The sequence below is a fragment of the Campylobacter suis genome, from assembly GCF_905120475.1.
GTDB classification, from domain to species: Bacteria; Campylobacterota; Campylobacteria; order Campylobacterales; family Campylobacteraceae; genus Campylobacter_A; species Campylobacter_A suis.
Genome location: NZ_CAJHOE010000001.1, coordinates 196,958 through 219,806, shown reverse-complemented (window position 1 = coordinate 219,806; position 22,849 = coordinate 196,958). Strand labels below are relative to the sequence as shown.

Sequence of the window (22,849 nt, the reverse complement as noted above, 5' to 3'; positions counted from 1 at the left end):
TTTGTCCTTTAAATTTTTATTTTACGATTGAATAAGCTGCATTTTCTTCGTTTTGTATAATGCGTAAAAGGTTACCCTCTTTAAACATGTTACAAACTAAAATCGGCAGTGAATTGTCTTTTGCTAAAGCTATAGCGGTATCATCCATAACTTTTATATCATCTTGCATAGCCTGCTCATAACTTAGCGACTTTAGTAATTTTGCATCATCAAATTTATTTGGATCTCTATCATAAACTCCGTCTACTTTTGTAGCTTTAATAATCATATCTGAGCCGATCTCAATCGCTCGTAAAGTAGCTGCAGTATCTGTTGTGAAGAAAGGATTACCCGTACCAGCAGCAAATATCACAACTCTATTTTTTTCTAAATGACGGTTAGCTCTGCCAACTATAAATGTTTCACAGATAGCCTCCATCTTTATAGCACTTTGAACGCGTACATCAAGCCCGCTACGCTCCAAAGCTTCACGCATAGCTATTGAGTTTATGACGGTTGCTAGCATGCCCATGTGATCACCACTTGTTCGTCTTATGATTCCATCTTTTGCAGCACTTACGCCACGGATAATGTTGCCACCACCAATGACTATACCAACCTCTATGCCAGCTTCTATTAAACTTTTTATCTCATCAGCTATAAATTTTAGTATCAAGCTGTCTATACCAAAACCATTTGCACCAGCCAAAGCTTCACCTGAAAATTTTACCAAAACACGCTTTTTCTTGCCCATATCTTACTCCTTAAATTTTGCCAATTTTACCAAAAAAAGCTTTAAAAGCGGCTAATATCGTTACTTTCCGCCGATAAGTTCGAGTGGATCAATGTGGTAATTTTTTTGCGTAACTTCAAAAGTTAGCTCATCTCTAATGCGTCCTATTATCGCGCCCTTTTGCACTCTTGTACCGACTTTTATATTTGGCGCGATATGGCTAAGGTGAGCATAGATGGTGTGTATATTATTCTCATTTTCAACGATGACAACATTTTCAAGTAGTGGAGTTTGTTTAGCAAAAACAACTTTTCCATTTAAGACACTTTTTACCTTTTCGTCTGGGGTATTTGAGCGTAGGACAACGGACTCGTTAAAAATTTTGATATTATAAATCGGATCAACATAGTTGCCAAATTTTTGCTTTACTGTATAATTATCAAGCGGAGCGATAGTCTTTGCACCAGTATAACGCTTAACAGCACTTTTTTGATATCCAGAACCCACCTGCCTTACGCTATCAGAACTATCTTGTTTTTGATCTTTCTTTTTAGCTTTTTTGGCTGCAGCTGCTTGCTCTTTAGCTCTAGCAGCCTCTTCATCTTCACGCTTTGCGATGATAGAAAGCTCTTCAAGTGTCTTTCGTATCTCATCTTGTTGAGACTGAAGTTTTGCTAGCTTTTTAGTATAAATTTCCTTATCTCGGCGCAAATTTGCAAGAGTACTTTTTTGCTTATCGCTAAGACTTAGCAGCTCAGACTGCTTGCTTTTATACTCTTTTATGCTGTCTTCTATCTTGTTTATTTTGTCAGATTTATTTTTGATCAAATTTAATGTAGTCTCATAGTCTTTTGCCATCTTTTTAAAGTCATCTCTTAAGACATTGTTTAACTTAGCCAAAATTTGAGTTGCGACTATGCTCTCCTCGCTCTCACTAACCCCTTGATCATCTAAGATAAGATCGAGCGAAAAGTCCTCAGCTATGATACGAACGATGTTTTGTTCTATCTCTTTTTGTGTTTGCATAAGATCTTTGTTTTGTGATGTTAGCTCTTTAAGCTCTTTGTTTGCTTCAGTCGCATTACCTTCAAGAACTGAAATTTGAGTTTTGAGCTTAGCGATATCTGCATTTATATTTTTTAAATTTTTATCGCCATTTATGATGTCACTAGCAAGCTCGTCAAGCTTTTTATTTAGTTGCAAACTCATCTTTTCACTTGATCTTAGCGTCTTTTTTGAGTCGCTAATCTTTTCTTTTGTGCTAGGCGCGCCAAACAAGGCACAAGAAAGTAGAATGAGTGCTAGAAATTTCTTATTCAACTTACTTAGCCTTCGCCATTACTATACTAACAACAAACATACTAAGCAAAAAAGCCACACCAGCAAGCACAAACACCTCTTCAAGCATAATGGAAGGTAGCACAATGTCTATTTGTGAAACCATACTTGCTACTTGCGAGAAATTTGGTAAAAACTCAAACAAACAAACAACAGCAACGGTCGCAATGATAGCATCAAGCACAGCACTTTTATAAAGCACAGCACTTTTTAGCATAAAAGATGCTCCAAAAAGGCTCATAATCTCAATACGCTCCTTATTTTGATATATCCAAAGGCTTATCTGTCTTGCCATTAAAAGCGTGCCAATAACTGCTATAAGTCCCATAAATACATACGAAAGAGTGCGTGTTATGTTTAAAATTTTATAAACTTTATCGTGTGTTTTTGAAAAAGTCTCGATCTTTGTAATGCCATCTAGTTTTAAAAGCTTTGAGCGAATTTCTTTCATATACTCAGTACTTGGAAAGGAATTTAGTTTAAGGGAATAAAATTTTGGCAATGTGTTTTGTAGTATTGATAAATTTTTAGATGATATGTCGTTTGAAAGGCGCTCAATAATCTTTTGAGTTCCTAAATTTTCAAGCGATCTAAATGTTGGAACTATCGGTCGAATAAAATTTTCATCTATCTCTTTTGTTATTACTAACACGATATTATAGTCATTTGCCATGAGTTGCTCGTAGTTTTTAACCACCGTATTTGAAAGAAAACTAAATTGTATACTAGCTAAAATAGCAACCAGCGCCAGGATAAATCCAATGTTGTTTTTAAGCGATCTCATTAACATCTCCATCATTTATAACAAAATGGCGATAAGGTATGCGAAGCGTGGTTGGGATATGGTGCGTAACAACAACTATAGTAGTTCCAAGATACTCTTTTGCTGAGTTTAAAAGCGACCAAATAACATCGCTAGAGTACTCATCAAGGTTGCCCGTTGGCTCATCGCAAAGCAAGATATCTGGATTATGCGCTAAAGCCCTAGCCATGGCTACCCTCTGCTGCTCGCCACCACTTAGTTCAAGTGGATACTTGTGTGCTTTATGAAGCATATTTACATGATTTAGAAGCTTTGCAGCTTGTGCTTTGCAGGTGCTTTGAGAAATTCCTTTTATGATTAAGGGAAGCATAACATTTTTCTCTACGCTCCACTCATTTATAAGGCGGTAATTTTGAAAAATGATACCTATTTTTTGTCTGACTTTATTTAAATTTTTCTCACTAATGCCTATCAATGAGTTTAAGCAAACCTCAAGTGCACCAGCCCTAGGCACTATCTCTCCGTAAAGTGATTTTAAAAGCGTTGATTTACCACTTCCGCTTTTTCCAGTGATAAACACAAAGTCGTTTTTTCTAATATCAAAATTTGCATCTTTTATAATAATCTCTTCATGTTCGTATGAGAGCATCAAATTTCTGGCTTGTATTATGCTTTGCATTTTGCTAAAATTTCCTTTATTTTCTCGTGTGCTTGCAAATTTGTACGCGTTAAAAGCGGTTTTTTTATAAAATACTCACACTTTTTGTCTTCAAATTTTATAAAGCTATGCTCTGGTTTATTAAACGAGCCAAACGCAACCCTAATGACTACGATACCGTTTTTATTATGATAAATTTCTTCAAAATGGACAAAAAAATCATCATACTTTATCGTCTCATTTTTAAAGTTCTGTACTACTTTTTTAGTATCATAAGTATCTGTAAAAACCATATCATCAAGCGCAACTAACTCATCACTTTGGCTTTTAGCTGTATAAAATAGGTCAAAAATATCCTTATCTTGGCTCTTCCAGCGGTCTTCATATTTACTTGAGACTTCAAGATCGACATTTTTTTGTATTGAAATTTTTGAATTTCTTAGCTCCAAAAAAGTCGCACAAGTAAAATCAACATACATCTTACTGTCGCTTCTAAGCTCAAAAACACCGCCCACTTTTAGTACACGCTCACACTCTGTGGCAAACTCAGATGAAACCACACGGCGATGTGGGCTATCATCCCATGGCACTGGAAAATGCAGATAAATTCTATCTATGATATTTGAGCCAACAAGTGATAAAAATAGCCTTGCGTCAGTATTTAAAAGCTTGATATTTTGTAAATTTTGAACACTTGCAAGCTTACTTACTTGCTCTATGCTTGGCTTATAAACTTCTATGCCAATAAAAAGCGCATCTGGGTTATTTTTAGCCTGAAAAAGCAAATGCCTGCCAGAGCCAAAACCTATCTCTATAAAAATTTTATCGTAGTCTTTGATAAAATCCAAAAGCTCTAAAATTTTATCATCCTCAACAACACTTGCGAGCTTTTGAGGCTCTTTTTTACTCTTGTTTTGTATAGCTTCGCTAAGTATATCATCTGCTAGGTTGTCTTTATAAAAACAAAGTGCCTTTTGAAGAGATGAGATTCTTGCTGGCTTACTTAGTTTATCGCCCTTTACAACGAAATTTCCATCACTTTTTTGTTTTAAAGTTATAAAAAATGTCTCTCCCAAACTTTGGGTGCAAATAAGCTTTTCGCCTCTTCCTTGCACCTCCCAAAGCAACTCTACTTGATCTTTGACAAAAGGATATTTTACGGGTTTTAGTTTTTTTGCTATAAAATTTGGCATTATTTTGTGCTTACTTTTATGGTGTTTGAAGCTTTTGATGTGATACCATATTCATCAACCGCCATTATCTTATACTCATAACTTTGACCCTGCCGCAAAGCTGTATCTGTGTAGGTAGTTGCATTAATGCCATTTATCTTTTTATCCGCACCGCCACTTCGTACTATCGTATAAGAATTTGCTCTAGCAACTCCACTCCAAGAAAGATATATACTGCTTCCATCAAAATTTGCCGATGTTAGCACTGGTGCAGCTGGTTCGCCAAGCGTCATGCCAACAACACCCTCATCTTGCCTCAAGCTTTCAAGCTCATCTTTATCTACAACAGTTATTTTATAATACATCGTGGCGCCATTATCATTTACAAGGTCTTCATAGCTGTTGCCACTAACTTTTGCGATATGCGAATATGGTAAAAATTTACTCGAAGTCCTATAGATATTATAGTGCGAAAAGTCATCAAAACTCACACTATCCCAAGTTAGTATGATCTTTTTTGGGGCATTTTTGCTTGCTACGATATTTTTTACCCCCTTAGGGTAACTCCTTTGTTGTTGCTGTAACGATCTCGCTTGGTTTTGAGAGCGTTTTTTGTGCAGTTTTTACATGCACCGTGTATCTGTATGTATTGCCAGGCTTTACTTTTTGATCGATAAATTCGGCACTAAGTCTACCCTTAACCTCTGCAACTTCACTAAAATCACTTGACTTTGCGTCAGCTCTTTTTATCACATAGCTTATGACACTGTTATCTGGATGTGGGCGCCAGATCAGTTTTACTCTATTTGGAAGTCCGTTTATAGCTTGTACAAAGGGGACAGAATTTAAAAGTGGTTTTGTAGCAACCTTTACGGTTTGGCTAGCTGGCGAAACCGCATTGTCTGAGTAGCTTCTAATCTGATACGAATATGTAGTCTCTGGCGCCAAATCTCTATCGACATAGTGCGTTGCATAACGGTCATTTATATGTCCAACAACAAAAAATTTATTATCGCTTGGATTTAGTCTATAAAGATAGTAGCCAAGCACATTTTCATCGTTTGTCGGCGTCCATTCAAAGCCAATCTCGGTCGTGTCAGCTATGGTTAAAAGATTATTTATAGTTGGTAGCGACGCGCTTTGTTGAGTCGGAACTTTTGAGCCACAACCAGCTAGGATGATCGCAAAAAGCGGCGCTAAGAGAGCTAGGGCAAATTTTTTCATCAAGTAACTCCTTGGTTATTTTTTTCTCTAATAAATTTTTAAAATCTTCATACAAAGGCGCTACAAACTCAACCATCTCGCCACTTCTGGGATGAATGAAGTAGAGCATATAAGCATGAAGCATAACTCTATTTATTTTACCTTTTTCGCTCTTAAATCCGTATAAATCATCGCCCAAAATATAGCGATTTATCGAAGAAAGATGCACTCTTATCTGATGAGTTCTGCCAGTAAAAAGCTTTGCAGCTATTAAATTTACGCCATCATTTGAAATTAAATTTAAAAATGCGCTTTTTGCCTCTTTTGCTCCGCTAACGATAGCCCTTTTTAGCCTATTTGAGCTATTTCTTCCGATAGGACGATCAACTATACAATTTTCTTTAAGTGCTAAATTTGTGAGCGCAAGATAAATTCTCCCCATGCTTTTATCGCTTAACTGAGCGGATAGAGCGGCATGAGTAGCGTTGTTTTTGGCTACAACTATAGCTCCACTTGTGCCCTTATCAAGCCTATGAACTATACCAGCGCGCACATCTCCGTTTAAATTTGAGAGCATGCAACCCTTTTTCTCTAGCCACTCAACCATCGTAGCCTCTTTTACGCTTGGCGCACCGTGAACCACTACATGAGGTGGTTTGTTTAAAACAAGCAAATCTTCATCTTCATAAATAATGGGTATATCAAATTTGACTTCATATTGACTTACGCTCTCTTTTCTTTCGCCAAATTTTACGCAAATTTTATCGTCTGGCTCAATTTTTAGAGAAGCTTTTGTTGCTGGTTTTAAATTTACGCTTACAAGGCTATCTTTTATCAAATTTAGAGCTTGATTGCGTGAAATTTTAAGCTCATTTGCAACTGCAATATCAAGTCTTTGTGGATGTGTCGGAGAAAATTCAACCAAATTTTTACCTTTTCGTGTTATAATTAAGCTAAAAACAAGGTTAGCTCATTTGATAGTTTTTGATAGGCGTATTTTAACACATTTTGACTTTTTGCAGCCTTTGCTCGTTGTACCGATTATAGTTTTTTCACATATTTTGGTTTCAGAAGCAAGCCAAATGCTAGCAAATAAACAGCTTGTGTATTTTGGTGTTGGCTTTGTTGCTTTTTGTATATTTTTTATATTTCCCATTAGAAAACTTGAGTGGCTAATACCTAGTTTTTACTGGCTTTGTATCGGACTTTTAATTGCAGTTGAAATTTTTGGCGCAAGCAGACTTGGAGCACAAAGATGGCTTGAGATACCTTTTGTTCATTTTACCATTCAGCCATCTGAGTTCATGAAGCCAGCTCTTTTGCTAATGCTTGCCTATCTTATAAAAAAGCGACCACCACCAGAAGAGGGATATGGGATAAAAGAATTCTTACGCCTTAGTATATATATACTTTTGCCTTTTATTCTCATCATGAAAGAGCCTGATCTTGGGACTGCGCTGGTGCTTTTGCTGGTTGGATATGCTGTGCTTTTTGTTATAGGTGTTGATAAGAAAATTTGGATTACGATTTTTATTGCTATTGGTGTTTGCGCACCTTTAATATATGAAAATTTGCACGATTATCAGAAGAAACGCATTACAGACTTTCTCTCTGAAGAGCCAAGCTATCATGTAAAGCAAAGCATTATAGCCATAGGTAGCGGTGGACTTGTTGGTAAGCCAAAAGATGAAGCTACGCAGACGCATTTTAAATTTTTACCAATTGCTACAAGTGATTTTATATTTGCTTACAATATTGAGCGTTTTGGCTTTTTTGGAGCACTTGGTGTACTTGGAATTTATGCACTTTTAATTTTTCATCTATTAAGCCTAAACTACATACTCAAAAAGGACTTTTTTACGCAAGTTATCACAACTGGGCTTGCGATACTAATATTTATCTATGTTGGGGTAAATGTGTCTATGACGATAGGATACGCACCAGTTGTAGGGGTTCCTTTGCCATTTTTTAGCTACGGCGGAACTAGCTTTATAACATTTATGGTTCTTTTTGGAATTTTGCAAAATTTGCTTACATTCAGATTTGATTTTACTGGGAAATTTTTACAAATTCAAAAGTAAAATTAAAAAAGCGGGCTAATTTGCCCGCAAATATTTTTATGAAAGTCCTGAAATTTCTCCAGTTGTCGTATCTATCTTCATGCCACATGCAGCAGGAACTTTCGCAAGCCCTGGCATAAGCATTATCTTGCCACAAACAGCGACTATAAAGCCAGCTCCGGTACGAATTTCTAAATCTTTTACGCTAAATTTAAAATCCTTAGCCCTCCCTAAAAGAGTTGCATCATCACTAAAACTATACTGTGTTTTGGCTATACAAACTGGCATAGCTTCAAGTCCTAGCTCTTTTATCTTTGTAAGTGCTTTTTGCGCAGCTTCTTCAAAAACAACTTCATTTGCGCCATAAATTTTAGTAGCTATCTTTGTAATCTTAGTTGCAATGTCATCATCTAGCTCATAAGCAAAGTTTATTTTGCTTGGCTTTTCACACTCTTCAAGGACGAATTTTGCAAGCTCTATCGCACCCTCACCACCTTTTGCAAAATTCTCACAAACTGCCATTTTAACGCCATGTTGCTCACAGTAATCACAAACGATTTTAATCTCTTCATCAATATCAAAACCAAAGCGATTTAACGCTACGACTACATTTTGACCAAATTTATCTTTTAAATTTTCGATATGTCCGCCTAGATTTACTATGCCATTTTTTAGCGCCTCTTTATTTGCAACACTAAGCTGTGTCTTTTGTGCTCCACCATTATGCTTTAGTGAGCGGATAGTGGTTACCAAAACAACAGCATTTGGTACCAAATCAGCAACACGACACTTAATATCAAGAAATTTTTCAGCACCAAGCTCTGAGCCAAAACCAGCCTCAGTAACTACATAATCAGCTAAATTCAGTGCAGTTTTTGTAGCTACTATTGAATTACAACCATGTGCGATATTGGCAAATGGCCCACCATGAACCAGGGTTGGAGTTTGCTCGATAGTTTGAAACAAATTTGGCTTTATAGCATCTTTTAAAAGTATGCAAACAGCGTCCGCACAACCCAAATCTCGTACATAAATAGGCTTACCATCTTTATCATAAGCAACCATAATATTTGAAATTTTTTCTTTTAAGTCTGCAAGACTAGTTGCAAGGCAAAGTATCGCCATGATCTCACTTGCAGCAGTGATGTTAAACCCATCTTCGCGCTCTACACCATCAGCTTTACCACCCTGTCCAACGGTTATAAATCTAAGCGCACGGTCATTCATATCCATGCAGCGCTTCCATAAAATTTTATCAATATTTAGCGGATTGTCTTGATGTAAACTGTTATCAAGCATGGCTGAGATAAGGTTATTTGCCGATGTTATAGCATGAAAGTCGCCAGTAAAATGCAAATTTAGATCTTCCATCGGCGCAAGCTGTGAGTATCCACCACCAGCAGCTCCTCCTTTTATACCAAAAACTGGACCCAGAGATGGCTCACGAAGAGCTAGACAAACTTTTTTATTTAGCTTGCTTAATGCGTCTGCAAGCCCTACCGAAGTTGTTGTTTTGCCCTCTCCAAATGGGGTTGGGTTAGTTGCGGTAACTAAGATGAGTTTTGAGTTTGAAGCTTTAAGACGAGGGGAAATTTTACCTTTGTATTTTCCATAAAGCTCTATATCATCTTCACTAAGCCCTAGCTTTTGCCCTACTTTTGCGATATGTTCAAGCTTTGCTTGATGTGTTATCTCAATATCACTTAGCATTTTACCACTCCAAATATGTTTTTGCTTTTTTTATCTCTGAAATTTTTATCTCGCAAATTCCATCACTATTTTCAACAGCTATGCTCTCATCATCAGCTTTAACCAATCTGCCAGAAATTTTTAACTCTCCAGCCTGCAACTTTACAAGTTCGCCTATACTCAAAGCAAACTGTCTTGGGCTGCCTAGCTTTCTTTCTAGTCCTGGACTACTTACTTCAAGCACATAGTCTCCAGAAACTGGCGGAGTAACATCATATATAGGTGAGAGCAAACGGCTTACCTTTTCGCAATCATCAAGGCTTATACCATCTTTTTTTGTGATATAAACTCTATATATCGTTCTACCATTTTCGCTCACAATCTCAGTATCATAAAGCTCTACTCCACACTCTTTTACAAGTTTTTCTAGCTCATTCATCTTTTTTTAAATCCTTTGAAATTTTATCAAAAAGCTTATCCATATGATTTTGATACTCTAGTCTATCATCAAATTTAAAGTGAAAATTTGGTGCTTTATACCAGCCCTCAGCAGCCATACAATGGTTTTGTAAATGTTTTGAAACTCGCCTTAAGTGCGATAGTATATAATTTTGTTCATGTTCATCAAACGCCATCTTATCAAGATAAACAAAGGCATCATATCGACCCTTTTTGCACTCAACATCAGTAACACAAAGCCCTTTTAAAAGCCCATCTTCAAGTGTAGCAAGAGCCTCTGGGATAAGTTCTTTTAATACGCTTTCAGTTCTTAGTCGCTTGATCTCATGTGGATTCATAGCTTAGCTTGCTCCTCGATCTCCTTAAAGCTTTCGATATAGTCATTTTCACGAATGTCATTATATCCTTCTATGCCAACTCCACACTCATAGCCTTTTGCTACCTCTTTTACATCATCTTTAAAGCGCTTAAGCGAACTTACCTTGCCCTCATAAACTACGACACCTTCGCGTATAAGGCGAATTTTTGCACCTCTGTTAATGCTCCCCTCAGTAACCAAACAGCCAGCTATAGCGCCTATTTTTGGAACATTTATAACTTGACGAACCACAGCTTGACCCAACTGCTCTTCGCGTATAATAGGTGACATAAGTCCACCAAGCAGAGCTTTGACATCGTCTATTAAGTTATATATAACATTATATGTTTTTATCTCAACACCATTTTCTTTTGCTTTTTCTTTTATCTCTCCAGTTGGCCTAATGTTAAAGCCTAAAACTATGCAGTTTTCGCTCGCTGCCGCAAGAGCGATGTCACTTTGCGTGATACCACCAACACCAGAGTGTATGATATTTACCTTTACCTCTTCATTTGCTAGCTTTTCAAGGCTTGCTTTTAAAGCCTCCAGCGAACCGCCAACATCGGCTTTAATAATAACTGGAAGTGTTTTTAGCTCACCTTCTGCTATCTTAGCACTAAGCTCATCTATACTAACTTTAGTTGATTTACTAAGCTCTTTTTGGCGTAGATATTCAGCCTTTTTCTGAGCATACTCTCTAGCCTCTTTATCGGTTTTAACACTTATAAGAGTCTCTCCAGCTTCAGCCACCTCGCTAAGTCCAACTATAACACCGCATTCGCCTGGTTTTATCTCTTTTAAAGAACTACCTTGATCATCAAGCAAGCTCCTTATCTTTCCATATGCAACACCAGCCACTACTGTATCGCCGACCCTAAGAGTACCATTTTCAACTATAATAGTAGCAACAGAGCCTCTACCTTTTTGCTGTGAACTTTCAATAATAGTCGCCTTTGCGCTTGCTTTTGGATTTGCTTTTAGTTCCAAAATTTCAGCCTGCAAAAGCACAATGTCAAGTAAGTCATCTATGCCCATACCAGTTTTAGCTGATATGGGCACAAACTCATGACTACCGCCCCACTCTGTTGGCATTATATCAAGCTCAGCCAGACCAGTTTTAACCAAGTCTGGATTTGCCGACTCTTTATCCATTTTATTTATAGCTATAATGATAGGCACTCCAGCCGCTTTAGCGTGAGATACCGCCTCTTTTGTTTGAGGTTTTACCCCATCATCAGCAGCAACAACTACGATAACAATGTCAGTTACCCCCGCACCCCTTTGTCTCATAGCAGTAAATGCTTCGTGTCCTGGAGTGTCGATAAAAGTTATGTTTTTACCATTTTTATTAACCATGTATGCACCAACATGCTGAGTGATACCGCCAGCCTCACCAGCTGCTACACGCGACTTTCTTATATAATCAAGTAGCGATGTTTTTCCGTGGTCAACATGCCCCATGATCGTGATAACTGGAGCACGAATTTGCAGGTCTTCATCATCTTTCATCTCTTCTTCATATGCCGCAACATAGTCAAATTCTTTTTGATTATCTATGATATTTACTTCGACATTAAACTCATCGGCTAAAATTTCTATAGCATCTGGGTCAAGAAAGTCATTTTTAGTGGTCATCATACCAAGCATAAATAGTTTGCCGATTATCTCGCTTGGTTGTTTGTTTAGTTTTTCAGCAAACTCATAAACGCGAATTTCGCTTGGAATTTCAACCGATGTTACAGCCTCGTTATTTTGGCTCTTTTCTGGTTTTTTATGCTTTTTACGAGAGCGTCTTTGTATGCCACCTTCAAAAGGATTTACAGTTGTATTTTGTGCATTTTTATAGACGCTTGGCTGTTTTGCCTTTTGTGTTGGTTGTGGAGTTGGAGCTCTAAAAGTAAAGTCTGGAAGCACTACCACATCTTCATCTTCAAGAACAATATCAGCAAAGTCACTAGCACCCAAAAAGTCCATCTTTTCGCTGCTATCCTTTTTAGAATTTACAGGCTGTTTTTTAACATCTTTCTTCTTCTTTTTGGCATCATTGCCAACGCTTGAGAACATATTTTCCAAATTTTTTGGCACTATTGGTTCTGAGCTTGGAGCTCTTTCTGTGCGTTTTGGTGCACTTGCTTGCTCGTCACTCTTTTTCTTTACAATAACAAGACCTCTTCGCTTTTGGCTAATCTCAGCAAGACTCTCTTTAGCAACTTGTTTTTCTGGCTCTTTTGGCTCTATTTTTTCTTGTACCTTAGTAATGACTGGCTCTTTTTTAGGCTCAGCTTGTAAGACTTCAGCCACCTTTTCTTTTTTTGCTGGCTCTTTTTCACTCTTAGTTTCTTTTAGCTTTTCATCTTTTACTGACTTTTTATCAGCTTCATCTTTTATCTCAGCCTTTTTTGCAGGCTCTTTTTTTGCCTTAGGTTCAGCTTTTTTCTTTTTAAATATCTCTGGAATTTCGCCAGTCGTTATATATTCATAAATCGCCTCAGCATCCTCTGGGCTGACCGCATTTGAGTGAGTTTTAACCTTTAGTCCAAGCTCTTGTGCCTTCTCTAGTACCTCTTTGGCTGGATAGCCAATCTCATTTGCGATTTCTGAAATTCTAATGTTTGCCATTTAAGAGCATCTCCTTTAAACTTAAACCTTCCAAATTTACGCCCTTTGCGTATCTGTCAAGTATCTTTTTTAAAATTTTTTCATCTTTTTTAATACATTCATCACATAGGTAAAAGCTGCGTCCATTTCCAGCGCCAAACTCAATATTGCCGTTGCTAACTCGGTATCTAAAAAGCTTGTACTGTGATAGTTTGATTTTACAAGCTACGCAGGTTCTTATGGGATTATTTTTGTTCATTATATCTTTTTTTAGCTTTTTTTTAGCTTTGCAGGATAATAAATCCATCATTGTCAAACTCAAGTATGCAAACTTTAAAATTTACAAATCTCTCAGCCAGCTTTTTTTGTAAATTTTGAGTATCTGTGGCATAAGCTATGTTTAAAAAAGTTGAGCCTGAGCCAGAAAGAGTGCTCATCAATGAGCCATTTTCATAAGCAACTTTTCTAACCTCAAAAAGCTCGCTAAGTTCGCTCATTCTGCGATCTTCATGCATCATGTCGGTGGCTGCTATCTTTAACATATCATAGTTTTTACTAGCAAAACAAGATGTTAAAAAAGCGGCATGAGAGAGATTATTTACACACTCTTTCATTGAATAAGTTTTAGGCAAAACGCTACGAGAATGATGTGTGCTCATGGGCATATCAGGTATCACAACGACCGCTTTTAGGCTTGTGTCTATCTCAAATTTATTTGCAAAAACACTGTCATTATGAACCACGGCACTTATAAACCCGCCATGAACGGCTGGGGCGATGTTGTCTGGATGGTTTTCATAAAAAAGTGCTTTATTTAAAATAACACTTTTTTGAGCCTTAAATCCAGCCATAGCGTATGCGCTAGCGATAGCTGATATGATAACAGCTGATGAACTTCCAAGTCCTCTTGAAAATGGGATTTTATTATCAAAAATCATCCTAAAATTTGCACTTTTGCCAACAAGTTCAGAAAAAATTTCGTTAAAAACGCTTACAAAAAGGTTATTTCGTTTTAAGCTAGCATTCTGACTTCCCTCACCATTTATCGAAACCGATGAAAAGCTTGCTGGCTCGATACTAACTTCATTATAAAGCTTTAAACTAAGCCCAAGCGCATCAAAACCAGGACCTAAATTTGCACTCGTGGCTGGAACTAAAATTTTCAATCTTCCCCCTAAACTGCCGCTATAACATATTCTGGCAGTGTTTCATTGTTTAAATTTAAACTATACAAATTATTTGGTAAAACAAATGGTGATGGCTCAGCTTTTTTTAAAACAACGCCCTCTTTTTCTCTCACAAAACTAAGCGATTTGTTTGCCTTGACTGCTCCGCCATTATTTAGCTCAAAGCCACTAACTGACATAAACTCACACCCTTTTACTAGACAAAATGTCTTTAAAATAATATAAGCAACCTTTAACCCCATAAAGCTTCCAGGTGTGTTTGCATAGACTATTTTTGTAATAGTATAGTTTTTACTAAGTTCATCAAGAATTCCAACAAGCGCCTCACTAGTATGCTCATCACTACTTATATCTTGAAATTTTTTACCACTTTCATAAAGTCCAACAAGAAGTAGCGAGCTAAGAGAGATGATTAAAATTTCAATACTTTTTATGCAAAAACCCTCTCATACTCTTTTAGAAGTTTCGCGTCAAGAGTTGCCAGCTCGTAGTTTTTAGCATCGGCAAATATCGCAAGGGTTAGCTTATGATTTAGATCATGGCTTCCAGCAAATGCAAAATAATCTCCCATCAAGGGCGCTTTAAGCAACGCCAAATCACCGATAGCGTCAAGAATTTTATGCCTTACAAACTCATTTTCAAATCTCAAACCCTCAGGATTTAATATGCGATTATCATCAATAGCAACGGCATTATCAAGCGACGCGCCAAGTGCTAAATTTTGGGACTGCAACTTTTGCAAATCTTTTAAAAAACCAAAGGTTCTAGCCCTTGCTATCTCTTTTATAAAATTTGTTTTACTAAATTCAAAAACATGTCTTTGCTCACCGATAACTGGATGGTCAAATTTTATAGTATAGTCAAATTTGGGCTCTTTCGAGGGAACAGCACGAACAAATTTATCGCCCTCTCTTACCTCAACTTCGCGTCTTATAATAAGCACTTTTTTACCCTCATCAAGCTGTCTAATTCCAGCCTCATCAAGTAGCATACAAAAACTTATAGCGCTTCCATCCATTACAGGAACTTCGTTTGCGTCAAGTAAAATTCTAATATTATCTATCCCGTATCCATTTATGGCAGCCAAAAGATGCTCAATGGTGCTTATAAATCCATTTTGGTTGCCTATAACCGTTGCCATTTGCGTATTTATAACGCTTTGTGGCTCGGCACGAAAGCTAATACCAAGATCTGTACGAGTAAAAACTATACCCATATTTGCTTCAAGTGGCTCAAGTATCAGCCTTATAGGCTCGCCCTTGTGAAGCCCGATACCAACGGCTTCAACTCGTCTTGCTATGGTTGTTTGTTTCACTATATTTTCCTTTAAATTTACCACTTTTAGTTTTTATCTATCATGGCTTTTGCTGCGTCTAACACGCTAGTTACATTATCTTTTATCCACTTTTTATCCATCCACTGTTGTGGCCTTACCTCTTCACCTTGCACGATGATACCAAAATGAAGGTGATCTCCAAGTGCGAGACCAGAGATACCAGTGGTGCCTATTTGCTGACCTGAAGTAACCCTATCCCCAACTTTTGCGCTCATACTTGAGCAGTGTGCATAAAGCGAGTAAAGACCAAAACCGTGATCAATAACTATATTTTGTCCATAAATCCCATTTTCTTGAGCAAACACAACCTCGCCGTCATTGCTCGAGACTATCGGAGCTTGAGCCACTGAAGCAAAATCTATTCCCATATGCCATGACTCGCTTATTTGCTCGCCATTATAAGTATAAAATCTATGATCAGCAAAGTCAGCAACCTTCTTGCCGTTGCGTAGTGGGTAGAATGTTTGCAGGCTAAAATTTGATATTTGATCTGTTGGGATCTTTGATGTTACAGCTGCGATACTTTGTTCGTTTGAGTCGCGCAAAGTTTCGTTTATAAAACGCATTTTTTCAAGTCGTCCTAAGCTTTGAGGATCTTTTGCGTAAAGTTCGGTAAGCTCGGTAACTTTACCATCTATAAAGCTATCTCTTAATTCTATCGTTGAGCTTTTGTATTTAAAATTTTGTAAGAAATATCTTATATAAGATCTATTTTCATTGCCTGCACTATCCCTTGCTACAACTTCAGCACGAAAATTTTCCCTAGCTGCAGGCCAAGCCACAAGAGCAGCATAATATCCATCTTTATAAAACGGCGTTACTGCAAATTTCTTTCCATAGTCGGCTTGAACATAGACCTCTTTTAGATCATTATCTGTTGCTTTAAACACAACAACAGCACTGCCGCCCTTTGTTATAGCGTAAGAATTTGAAAGTATGTAAAGGTCTGGTTTTGTAGTATCAACTATCACTTTTACATTTTTTTTCTCTTTGTTTCCGCTGAAAAAATTCCACTTACTTATATCTACAACCTCTATACTCATATCGTAGCTGTCTTTTTTGTTACCAAAAAATCCAGTCTTTGGAAATGTTAAATTCAAGTCAAAATTTTTAAGCGGAGTCTCTAGAATTTGGTTTAGCATATTTATCTCATTTTGCCCATCACTCATGCTAACACGAACAAATTTTACACCACTATCATCTTGTATATTTATCTGAACTGGTGAGCGCAAATTCCAATAAATAGTATCATTTATAGCTATAACTGGTTTGTTTCTCTCAAAATTTTCAGATGTGTACAAAAACCACAATCCAGCAAAAATAACTACCAAGAGCCCAAAAAGCGCAAGGGCAGACGTACTAATACCTCTTCTCAAAATAAAAATCCTAAAAATTTAAAATAAAATCGTCTCCATTTTACTAAAAAATCAATAAATTTTAAGTTAATCTATAAAATTTCTCGTATCTTTCTAGCGTCACCCATCCAGCTATTTAACTCTTCCCAGTGCTCATTTTCTATGAGATTTTCACACTTACTAAGTTCATCTTTAAACACTCTTATAGCCTCTAAAATATTATCTTTATTTTGTTTAAAAATATCTCCCCACATTATAGGCGAAGACTTTGCAACACGGATCATACCGCGAAAAGTTGGACCACCAAGAGCCATGATATGTCGCCTATCCTCCTCTTTTAAAACCCCACTCGCAAGTGAAAACGCTATAGCATGCGGTAAATGCGAGATAAGTCCAACATGATGATCATGCTCGGCTGCGCTCATAAAAACTATCTTCATGCCAAGATGAGAGAAAAGTTCAACAGAGCGTTTTACATGCTTTTCATGACTCTCTTCAAAGTCACAAACCACAACAACGGCATCCCTATAAAGCTCTTTTACAGCAGCCTGAGGACCTGAGTACTCGGTACCAGCCATTGGGTGAGCAGGGATAAAATTTGGACGAATTTTTTGAGGTACGGCTTCAATTATCTTTTGTTTTGTTGAACCAAGATCGATAATAGTAGTGTTTTGTGCTATATCTTCGAGCTCTTTTACTATTTTTATTATACCTTCAACTGGGATTGCCAAAAATATAATATCACACTTTTTTTTCATCTCATCAAAACTTAAAATTTCATGGACAAGTCCTAGCTCAAGCGCCTTTTCTTCATGTGCTTTATTTAAATCATAACCACTTACGCATGAGATTAATTTTTGCTCCTTAAGAGATAGTCCAAGCGAGCCGCCTATCAAACCAAGCCCTATAATGCCTACTTTCATACAAAACCTTTTTTAAATTTGTTAATTTTAAAAATAAATATGCTATTATACGACATTTATACTCAAATTTTAGGTTAAATGATGAAAAAAAATTTATTTTTGCTACTTTTAGCATTTTCGGCAGCCAATGCTGAGCAAATTCAATCTGTAAATTTTAACGGACTCATACACATCTCACCAGATGTTGCTCGTGAGATAAGCGGTCTTAAAATAGGCTCACAGCTAACAAGTGAAAATAGCGACAAGGCTATCACAAACCTCTTTAAACAAGGATATTTTGAAGATATTTATCTTACTAGTGATGGCGCTGGAAATGTTGTTGTAAATTTAAAAGAAAAGCCAAGCATAGCCAGGGTTGATCTAAAAGGTGTTGTTACAAACGATAAAACCGCTATCGAGTCTTTAATAAACATAAAACCAGGAAATATGTATGATGAGCTTAGTATCGAAAAAACAAAAGAGCGTATACGCCAGTATTACGAGTCAAAAGGCTACTTTGACACTGTCGTAGATGTTGAGAAAAAGCCAGTTGCCGACAATGAAAGCTCGCTATTTTTAACACTAAATATAAACCGTGGCGAAAATATGATAATAGAAAATGTAAATTTAGTCGGGGCAAAGAAATTTGACTATGGCGATGTTGAGCCAATCATAGCAAATAAAAGCCGCGAGTGGGCAGGCTGGATGTGGGGTCGAAATGATGGCAAAGTAAGGCTCTTTGAGCTTGAAAATGATCCACTTCGCATACAAGATAAATATTTTCAAAAAGGCTACCTAGACGCTACTGTCTCAGCGCCTTACCTAAATGCCTCTTTTGATAACTATACAGCAGATCTTACATACTATATAAAAGAGGGCGAACCATACGATGTTTCAAGTGTAAGTATTGAAGCGCCTGAGTATTTGGAACTTGATAAAGATGACCTTATAAGTGACTTTAAACTTGAAGCTGGTGATAGAATGAACTCAGAACGCCTAAGACGCGACATGAAAAAGCTTGATGACTTAGTGGCTGATAAGGGATATGCCTTTGTAAAAGTCGCACCAAATACACAAAAGTATGATGATAACCACACAGTTGATATAACTTACGAGGTTAATCCTGGCGAGCAAGTGTACATAAGAAATGTTAAAATTTCAGGCAACGAGCGCACTGTTGATCGAGTTATACGCCGTGAGCTTTACCTAACAGAAGGCAGTTTATATAGTAGGACGGATTTGCAAGATTCAACTGACGCACTAAAACGCACAAGCTACTTTGATGATGTTGAGATAAAAGAAGAAAGAGTTGATGCAAATACGGTTGATCTAATAGTTGATGTAAAAGAGGCATCTACCGGAACTATAAGTGGCGGTATCGGCTACGGAAGCTCTGATGGACTACTTCTAAATGCCAGCCTTTCAGACTCAAATATCTTTGGCTCTGGCATGAGGGGCACGATAAGTGTTGACAAGAGCGATGATGAGCTTTCTGGACAAATAGGCATCACAAATCCAAGAATTTTTGACAGCGAGTACAGTCTTGGTGGTACGATATATGCAAATGACTATGATTGGGATAACTACGAAGAGAAATCATACGGCTTTAACTTAACCGTTGGCCGAAAAATTACTAGAAATTTAAGCGCTTCTTTAAGCTATGTTATAGAACAAAGTGACATTTCAGGGCTAAATAAAGTACTACAAGAGGTTGGATATAAAGAGGGCAAAAATCTAAAAAGCTCACTTATACCTGCTATAAGCTACAATAGCACGGATGATTATTACCTACCACGACGCGGTATCTTAGCGTCAACATCGTTTGAGTTTGCAGGCATTGGCGGAGATGAAAAATTTGTAAAAAATAGAACCGACTTTAACTACTACTTAGGTCTTAGAGAGTATATTGATTATGACTTGATATTAAGATATAAATCTAGCTTTGGCAAAGTTTGGGATAATGGCTATGTGCCTATCAACGAAAAGCTATATCTTGGCGGTATAAGAAATTTGCGTGGTTATGAGAGCAGATCTGTTTCACCAAAAGTACTTGCTTCAAATGGTCAGTGGTATGAAACTGGCGGTGAAATTTCGTTTAATAACTCAGCTGAGATCAGCTTTCCTTTAATCGACCGTGTAAAAATGCGTGGTATGATTTTTTATGATTATGGTATGATAGGAGAAAAAAGCATAAGTGAGATAAAACGCTCAAGCTACGGTGCAGGCATTGAGTGGATAACACCTATTGGTCCACTTCAGTTGATATTTGCAAAAGCACTTAATAAAGCCCACAATGACGATACAAACTCATTTGAATTTACGATAGGTCGTCGCTTCTAAAACAAAGAGAGCTTTGGCTCTCTTTTAAAATTTAGCTCAAATTTGATACAATTTTCTTTTTTAAAAGGAAATTTTATGAAAACTTTAACGATTATTGATACATTTGGATTTTTCTTTCGTCTTTACTACGCTATGAGTGGGCTAAAAAACAAAGATGGCAAACCAAGCGGAATGGTAAGTGGATTTGCAAATTTTATATTAAATTTAAAAGAAGAGTATCAAAGTGACTACATCATCTTTGCCCTTGATAGCAAAGGGAAAACACTTCGTCACGAGCTCGCAGGAGAGTATAAAGCAAACAGAAGCGAGCCACCAGCAGAGCTAAAAGCACAGCTTCCAGTTTGTATAAAAATGATAGAAAAAATGGGTCTTTGTGCCATATCACGCGAAGGATACGAGGCCGATGATATAATAGCTAGCGTAGTTAAAGAGTGCAAAAAAGAGGGAATTTTTACTCGTATAGTAACTCACGACAAAGATCTTTACCAACTTATAGAAGATGGTAAAGTGAGCATATATAGCCCACAAAGCAAAGTAGAACATGACACTCAAAGCTGTATCGAAAAATATGGAGTAAAACCTGAGTTTATACGCGACTATCTAGCGCTTACTGGAGATAGCTCTGATAATATCCCAGGCGTTAAAGGCATAGGGAGTAAAGGGGCAAAAAAGCTCATAGATGAGTTTGGTGGTATCGAGCAAATTTATGAAAATTTAGCACTCATATCAAATGAACGAGTTAGAAATATGCTTATAGATGGTCGAGATAGTGCATTTTTAAGCAAAAAACTTGCAACACTTTTTGATAATATTGATGTAAAAAAAGAGCTTAGTAAGGCTGAGTTTCCACAGACAAACCCTCTTTTAAATATCATAGAAATTTTAAGAGAGTATGACCTAAACCGCATTTTAAAACATATCGAAAATGACGCAAAAAGTGAAAATATCTCACTTGGGTTTGGGCCAGTTTTACTTACTAAAAAAGATGAGTTAGAGACCTTGCTTTCAGATATAACAAACCAAACTATCGTGGCTTTTGATACCGAAACAACAAGCATAGACGCGCAAAGTGCAAAGATAGTGGGTTTTAGCTTTTGCTTTAACGAACAAAAAGCCTACTATGTCCCAATCGCCCATAATTATTTAGGCGTTGGCGAGCAGATAGAGCAAAGCGTTGCAAAATGGGCGATAGAGCAAATTTTTAAAGGTTGCGTGGTTGGTCAAAATTTAAAATATGACCTGCAAATAGTTGCCAAAAACTATGGCATAAAACCACCCAAAAATCTAAAAGATACAATGATACTAGCTTGGCTTAGTGAGCCTGGAACTGCAGTTGGCATGGACGCTTTGGCAAAGCGACTTTATAACTATGAGACTATAAAATTTGAAGATGTTGTAAAAAAGGGCGAAACTTTTGCTAATGTAGCTCTTGAAAATGCCGTTAAGTACGCAGCTGAAGATGCTTGGATAACACTTAAGTTTTACAACACCTTTTTAAACACCTTAGATAAAGAGCTTTTACAAGTAGCAGATAAGCTAGAATTTGACTTCGTTAAAACGCTTTTTGAAGTTGAAAGTAACGGCATAAAGCTAGATACTAAGAAAATGAGCGAGCTATTAAACTCGCTAAATTCTCGCCTAAAAACACTAAGTGGCGAAATTTATGAACTAAGTGGCGAAAGCTTTAATATAAACTCAGTCAAACAGCTTGGAGAAGTACTTTTTGAGCGTCTAAAACTTCCAGTCAAAAAAAAGACAAAAACAGGATATAGCACCGATGAGAGCGTTTTAAATGAGCTAATAAACGAACATCCAGTGATAGAAAAACTACTAGAATACAGAGAGCTTTACAAACTAGTTAGCACCTACTGCGAACCACTTTTATCGCTTGCTAGGAAAGATGAGAGCTCAAGAATTTACACAAGCTTTTTACAAACTGGCACAAGCACTGGCAGGCTTTCAAGCAAAAATCCAAATTTACAAAATATACCAGCTCGTGGAAGGCTTGCCAAAGATGTCAGGTCAGCATTTATAGCAAGAGATGGCTTTAGTCTCGTTGGACTTGATTATAGTCAAATAGAGCTAAGGCTTTTGGCACATTTTAGCCGTGATACTGCGCTACTTGATGCTTTTAAAAATGATGAGGATATACACACAAGAACGGCTATTAGTATATTTGGCAGCACTGATGAGCAAAAAAGAGCGGTTGCAAAAAGTATAAATTTTGGTCTTATTTATGGCATGGGAGCAAATAAACTAAGCGATCAAATAGATATCTCGCGCGCAGAAGCAAAGGAGTATATAGAGCGCTATTTTAGGGCTTTTCCTAGCATAAAAGGCTTTTTAGAAAGCCTTAAAATTTCAGCTAAAAATGATGGTTTTATAACCACGCTTATTGGCAGAAAGCGATTTTTTAACTTTAGCAACGCAAGTCCTATGCAAGTAGCCATGCAAGAAAGAGAAGCGGTAAATACAAAATTTCAAGGCTCAGCGGCGGATCTTATAAAAATGGCAATGGTTAAAATTTCAGCCATCACAGACGAGCGTGCAAAGATGCTTTTACAAATTCACGATGAGTTGATATTTGAAGTAAAAGATGAGTATGCGCAAGAATTTGCAGAGCATGCAAGGCAGATAATGCAAAACATTTATACCCTTAATGTCCCGCTTAAATGCTCGCTAAATATCGCAAAAAACTGGGGTGAGCTAAAGTAGTGCG

The 22,849-nt window shown here is 37.1% G+C and carries 21 protein-coding genes; 3 read left to right on the top strand and 18 right to left on the bottom strand.

Annotated elements, in window-relative coordinates; genetic code table 11:
• Window positions 1-16: 16 nt before the first annotated feature.
• The 8 genes from pyrH to LQV35_RS01105 form a co-directional block, all read right to left on the bottom strand.
• On the bottom strand, window positions 17-733 hold the full coding sequence (pyrH, locus tag LQV35_RS01140) for a UMP kinase (protein WP_230056036.1): 717 nt from the start codon (window positions 731-733) through the stop codon (window positions 17-19).
• Between the two features lie 60 nt (window positions 734-793).
• Window positions 794-2,032 (bottom strand): murein hydrolase activator EnvC family protein, encoded by a 1,239-nt coding sequence (locus LQV35_RS01135; protein WP_230056035.1) that lies wholly within the window; start codon window positions 2,030-2,032, stop codon window positions 794-796.
• A 1-nt stretch (window position 2,033) separates the two neighbouring features.
• The gene (locus tag LQV35_RS01130) at window positions 2,034-2,834 is read right to left on the bottom strand and encodes a cell division FtsX domain-containing protein (protein ID WP_230056034.1); all 801 of its coding nucleotides are present in this window, start codon (window positions 2,832-2,834) and stop codon (window positions 2,034-2,036) included.
• Entirely contained in the window at window positions 2,821-3,492 is a 672-nt protein-coding gene (locus tag LQV35_RS01125; protein WP_230056033.1) for a cell division ATP-binding protein FtsE, read from the bottom strand. Before LQV35_RS01125 ends, LQV35_RS01130 begins: the two co-directional genes overlap by 14 nt.
• A complete protein-coding gene (gene trmB / locus LQV35_RS01120; RefSeq protein ID WP_230056032.1) occupies window positions 3,480-4,664 on the bottom strand; it encodes a tRNA (guanosine(46)-N7)-methyltransferase TrmB in 1,185 nt (394 codons plus the stop codon). The genes LQV35_RS01125 and trmB overlap by 13 nt, the downstream gene beginning before the upstream one ends.
• The gene (locus tag LQV35_RS01115; protein WP_230056031.1) at window positions 4,664-5,134 is read right to left on the bottom strand and encodes a fibronectin type III domain-containing protein; all 471 of its coding nucleotides are present in this window, start codon (window positions 5,132-5,134) and stop codon (window positions 4,664-4,666) included. The genes trmB and LQV35_RS01115 overlap by 1 nt, the downstream gene beginning before the upstream one ends.
• A 64-nt stretch (window positions 5,135-5,198) precedes the next feature.
• Complete coding sequence (locus tag LQV35_RS01110; RefSeq protein WP_230056030.1) at window positions 5,199-5,867, bottom strand: fibronectin type III domain-containing protein; 669 nt, start codon at window positions 5,865-5,867, stop codon at window positions 5,199-5,201.
• Window positions 5,758-6,771, bottom strand: a complete 1,014-nt coding sequence (locus LQV35_RS01105) for an RluA family pseudouridine synthase (RefSeq protein ID WP_230056029.1) — start codon at window positions 6,769-6,771, stop codon at window positions 5,758-5,760. The genes LQV35_RS01110 and LQV35_RS01105 overlap by 110 nt, the downstream gene beginning before the upstream one ends.
• A gap of 49 nt (window positions 6,772-6,820) precedes the next feature.
• Here LQV35_RS01105 and LQV35_RS01100 point away from each other — a divergent pair, with 49 nt between their 5' ends.
• Entirely contained in the window at window positions 6,821-7,927 is a 1,107-nt protein-coding gene (locus tag LQV35_RS01100; protein WP_230056028.1) for an FtsW/RodA/SpoVE family cell cycle protein, read from the top strand.
• A gap of 36 nt (window positions 7,928-7,963) precedes the next feature.
• Here LQV35_RS01100 and LQV35_RS01095 read toward each other — a convergent pair whose 3' ends face one another.
• From LQV35_RS01095 to LQV35_RS01050, 10 genes are all read right to left on the bottom strand, one after another.
• Complete coding sequence (locus LQV35_RS01095) at window positions 7,964-9,616, bottom strand: formate--tetrahydrofolate ligase (protein WP_230056027.1); 1,653 nt, start codon at window positions 9,614-9,616, stop codon at window positions 7,964-7,966.
• Between the two features lies 1 nt (window position 9,617).
• Entirely contained in the window at window positions 9,618-10,034 is a 417-nt protein-coding gene (rimP, locus tag LQV35_RS01090; RefSeq protein ID WP_230056026.1) for a ribosome maturation factor RimP, read from the bottom strand.
• Window positions 10,027-10,392, bottom strand: coding sequence for a 30S ribosome-binding factor RbfA (gene rbfA, locus LQV35_RS01085; protein ID WP_230056025.1), 366 nt, complete (start codon window positions 10,390-10,392; stop codon window positions 10,027-10,029). The genes rimP and rbfA overlap by 8 nt, the downstream gene beginning before the upstream one ends.
• Entirely contained in the window at window positions 10,389-13,031 is a 2,643-nt protein-coding gene (gene infB / locus LQV35_RS01080) for a translation initiation factor IF-2 (RefSeq protein WP_230056024.1), read from the bottom strand. The genes rbfA and infB overlap by 4 nt, the downstream gene beginning before the upstream one ends.
• Window positions 13,018-13,269, bottom strand: a complete 252-nt coding sequence (locus LQV35_RS01075; protein ID WP_230056023.1) for a DUF448 domain-containing protein — start codon at window positions 13,267-13,269, stop codon at window positions 13,018-13,020. Before LQV35_RS01075 ends, infB begins: the two co-directional genes overlap by 14 nt.
• A 22-nt stretch (window positions 13,270-13,291) precedes the next feature.
• Window positions 13,292-14,176, bottom strand: coding sequence for a homoserine kinase (thrB, locus tag LQV35_RS01070; RefSeq protein WP_230056022.1), 885 nt, complete (start codon window positions 14,174-14,176; stop codon window positions 13,292-13,294).
• An 8-nt stretch (window positions 14,177-14,184) separates the two neighbouring features.
• Window positions 14,185-14,439, bottom strand: a complete 255-nt coding sequence (locus LQV35_RS01065) for a glycoprotease (protein WP_230056021.1) — start codon at window positions 14,437-14,439, stop codon at window positions 14,185-14,187.
• A 188-nt stretch (window positions 14,440-14,627) separates the two neighbouring features.
• Window positions 14,628-15,512 (bottom strand): UDP-3-O-acyl-N-acetylglucosamine deacetylase, encoded by an 885-nt coding sequence (gene lpxC, locus LQV35_RS01060; RefSeq protein WP_230056020.1) that lies wholly within the window; start codon window positions 15,510-15,512, stop codon window positions 14,628-14,630.
• A 26-nt stretch (window positions 15,513-15,538) separates the two neighbouring features.
• Window positions 15,539-16,912, bottom strand: a complete 1,374-nt coding sequence (pgp6, locus tag LQV35_RS01055) for a peptidoglycan metallopeptidase Pgp6 (RefSeq protein WP_230056722.1) — start codon at window positions 16,910-16,912, stop codon at window positions 15,539-15,541.
• A gap of 68 nt (window positions 16,913-16,980) precedes the next feature.
• Window positions 16,981-17,811, bottom strand: coding sequence for a prephenate dehydrogenase (locus tag LQV35_RS01050; protein ID WP_230056019.1), 831 nt, complete (start codon window positions 17,809-17,811; stop codon window positions 16,981-16,983).
• 81 nt (window positions 17,812-17,892) lie between these two features.
• On the opposite strand from LQV35_RS01050, the gene bamA reads away from it, so the two are divergent.
• Window positions 17,893-20,130 carry an outer membrane protein assembly factor BamA gene (gene bamA / locus LQV35_RS01045; RefSeq protein ID WP_230056018.1) on the top strand — a complete coding sequence of 746 codons (2,238 nt, stop codon included), beginning with the start codon at window positions 17,893-17,895 and terminating at the stop codon, window positions 20,128-20,130.
• A 75-nt stretch (window positions 20,131-20,205) separates the two neighbouring features.
• Window positions 20,206-22,845 carry a DNA polymerase I gene (gene polA, locus LQV35_RS01040; RefSeq protein ID WP_230056017.1) on the top strand — a complete coding sequence of 880 codons (2,640 nt, stop codon included), beginning with the start codon at window positions 20,206-20,208 and terminating at the stop codon, window positions 22,843-22,845.
• Window positions 22,846-22,849: the final 4 nt, after the last annotated feature.

Bases quoted from the DNA above. Each gene is read 5' to 3' on its own strand.
- pyrH (WP_230056036.1), bottom strand. From the start codon at position 733: ATGGGCAAGAAAAAGCGTGTTTTGGTAAAATTTTCAGGTGAAGCTTTG.
- LQV35_RS01130 (WP_230056034.1), bottom strand. From the start codon at position 2,834: ATGAGATCGCTTAAAAACAACATTGGATTTATCCTGGCGCTGGTTGCT.
- LQV35_RS01125 (WP_230056033.1), bottom strand. From the start codon at position 3,492: ATGCAAAGCATAATACAAGCCAGAAATTTGATGCTCTCATACGAACAT.
- trmB (WP_230056032.1), bottom strand. From the start codon at position 4,664: ATGCCAAATTTTATAGCAAAAAAACTAAAACCCGTAAAATATCCTTTT.
- LQV35_RS01110 (WP_230056030.1), bottom strand. From the start codon at position 5,867: ATGAAAAAATTTGCCCTAGCTCTCTTAGCGCCGCTTTTTGCGATCATC.
- LQV35_RS01095 (WP_230056027.1), bottom strand. From the start codon at position 9,616: ATGCTAAGTGATATTGAGATAACACATCAAGCAAAGCTTGAACATATC.
- rimP (WP_230056026.1), bottom strand. From the start codon at position 10,034: ATGAATGAGCTAGAAAAACTTGTAAAAGAGTGTGGAGTAGAGCTTTAT.
- rbfA (WP_230056025.1), bottom strand. From the start codon at position 10,392: ATGAATCCACATGAGATCAAGCGACTAAGAACTGAAAGCGTATTAAAA.
- infB (WP_230056024.1), bottom strand. From the start codon at position 13,031: ATGGCAAACATTAGAATTTCAGAAATCGCAAATGAGATTGGCTATCCA.
- LQV35_RS01075 (WP_230056023.1), bottom strand. From the start codon at position 13,269: ATGAACAAAAATAATCCCATAAGAACCTGCGTAGCTTGTAAAATCAAA.
- LQV35_RS01065 (WP_230056021.1), bottom strand. From the start codon at position 14,439: ATGGGGTTAAAGGTTGCTTATATTATTTTAAAGACATTTTGTCTAGTA.
- LQV35_RS01050 (WP_230056019.1), bottom strand. From the start codon at position 17,811: ATGAAAGTAGGCATTATAGGGCTTGGTTTGATAGGCGGCTCGCTTGGA.
- bamA (WP_230056018.1), top strand. From the start codon at position 17,893: ATGAAAAAAAATTTATTTTTGCTACTTTTAGCATTTTCGGCAGCCAAT.
- polA (WP_230056017.1), top strand. From the start codon at position 20,206: ATGAAAACTTTAACGATTATTGATACATTTGGATTTTTCTTTCGTCTT.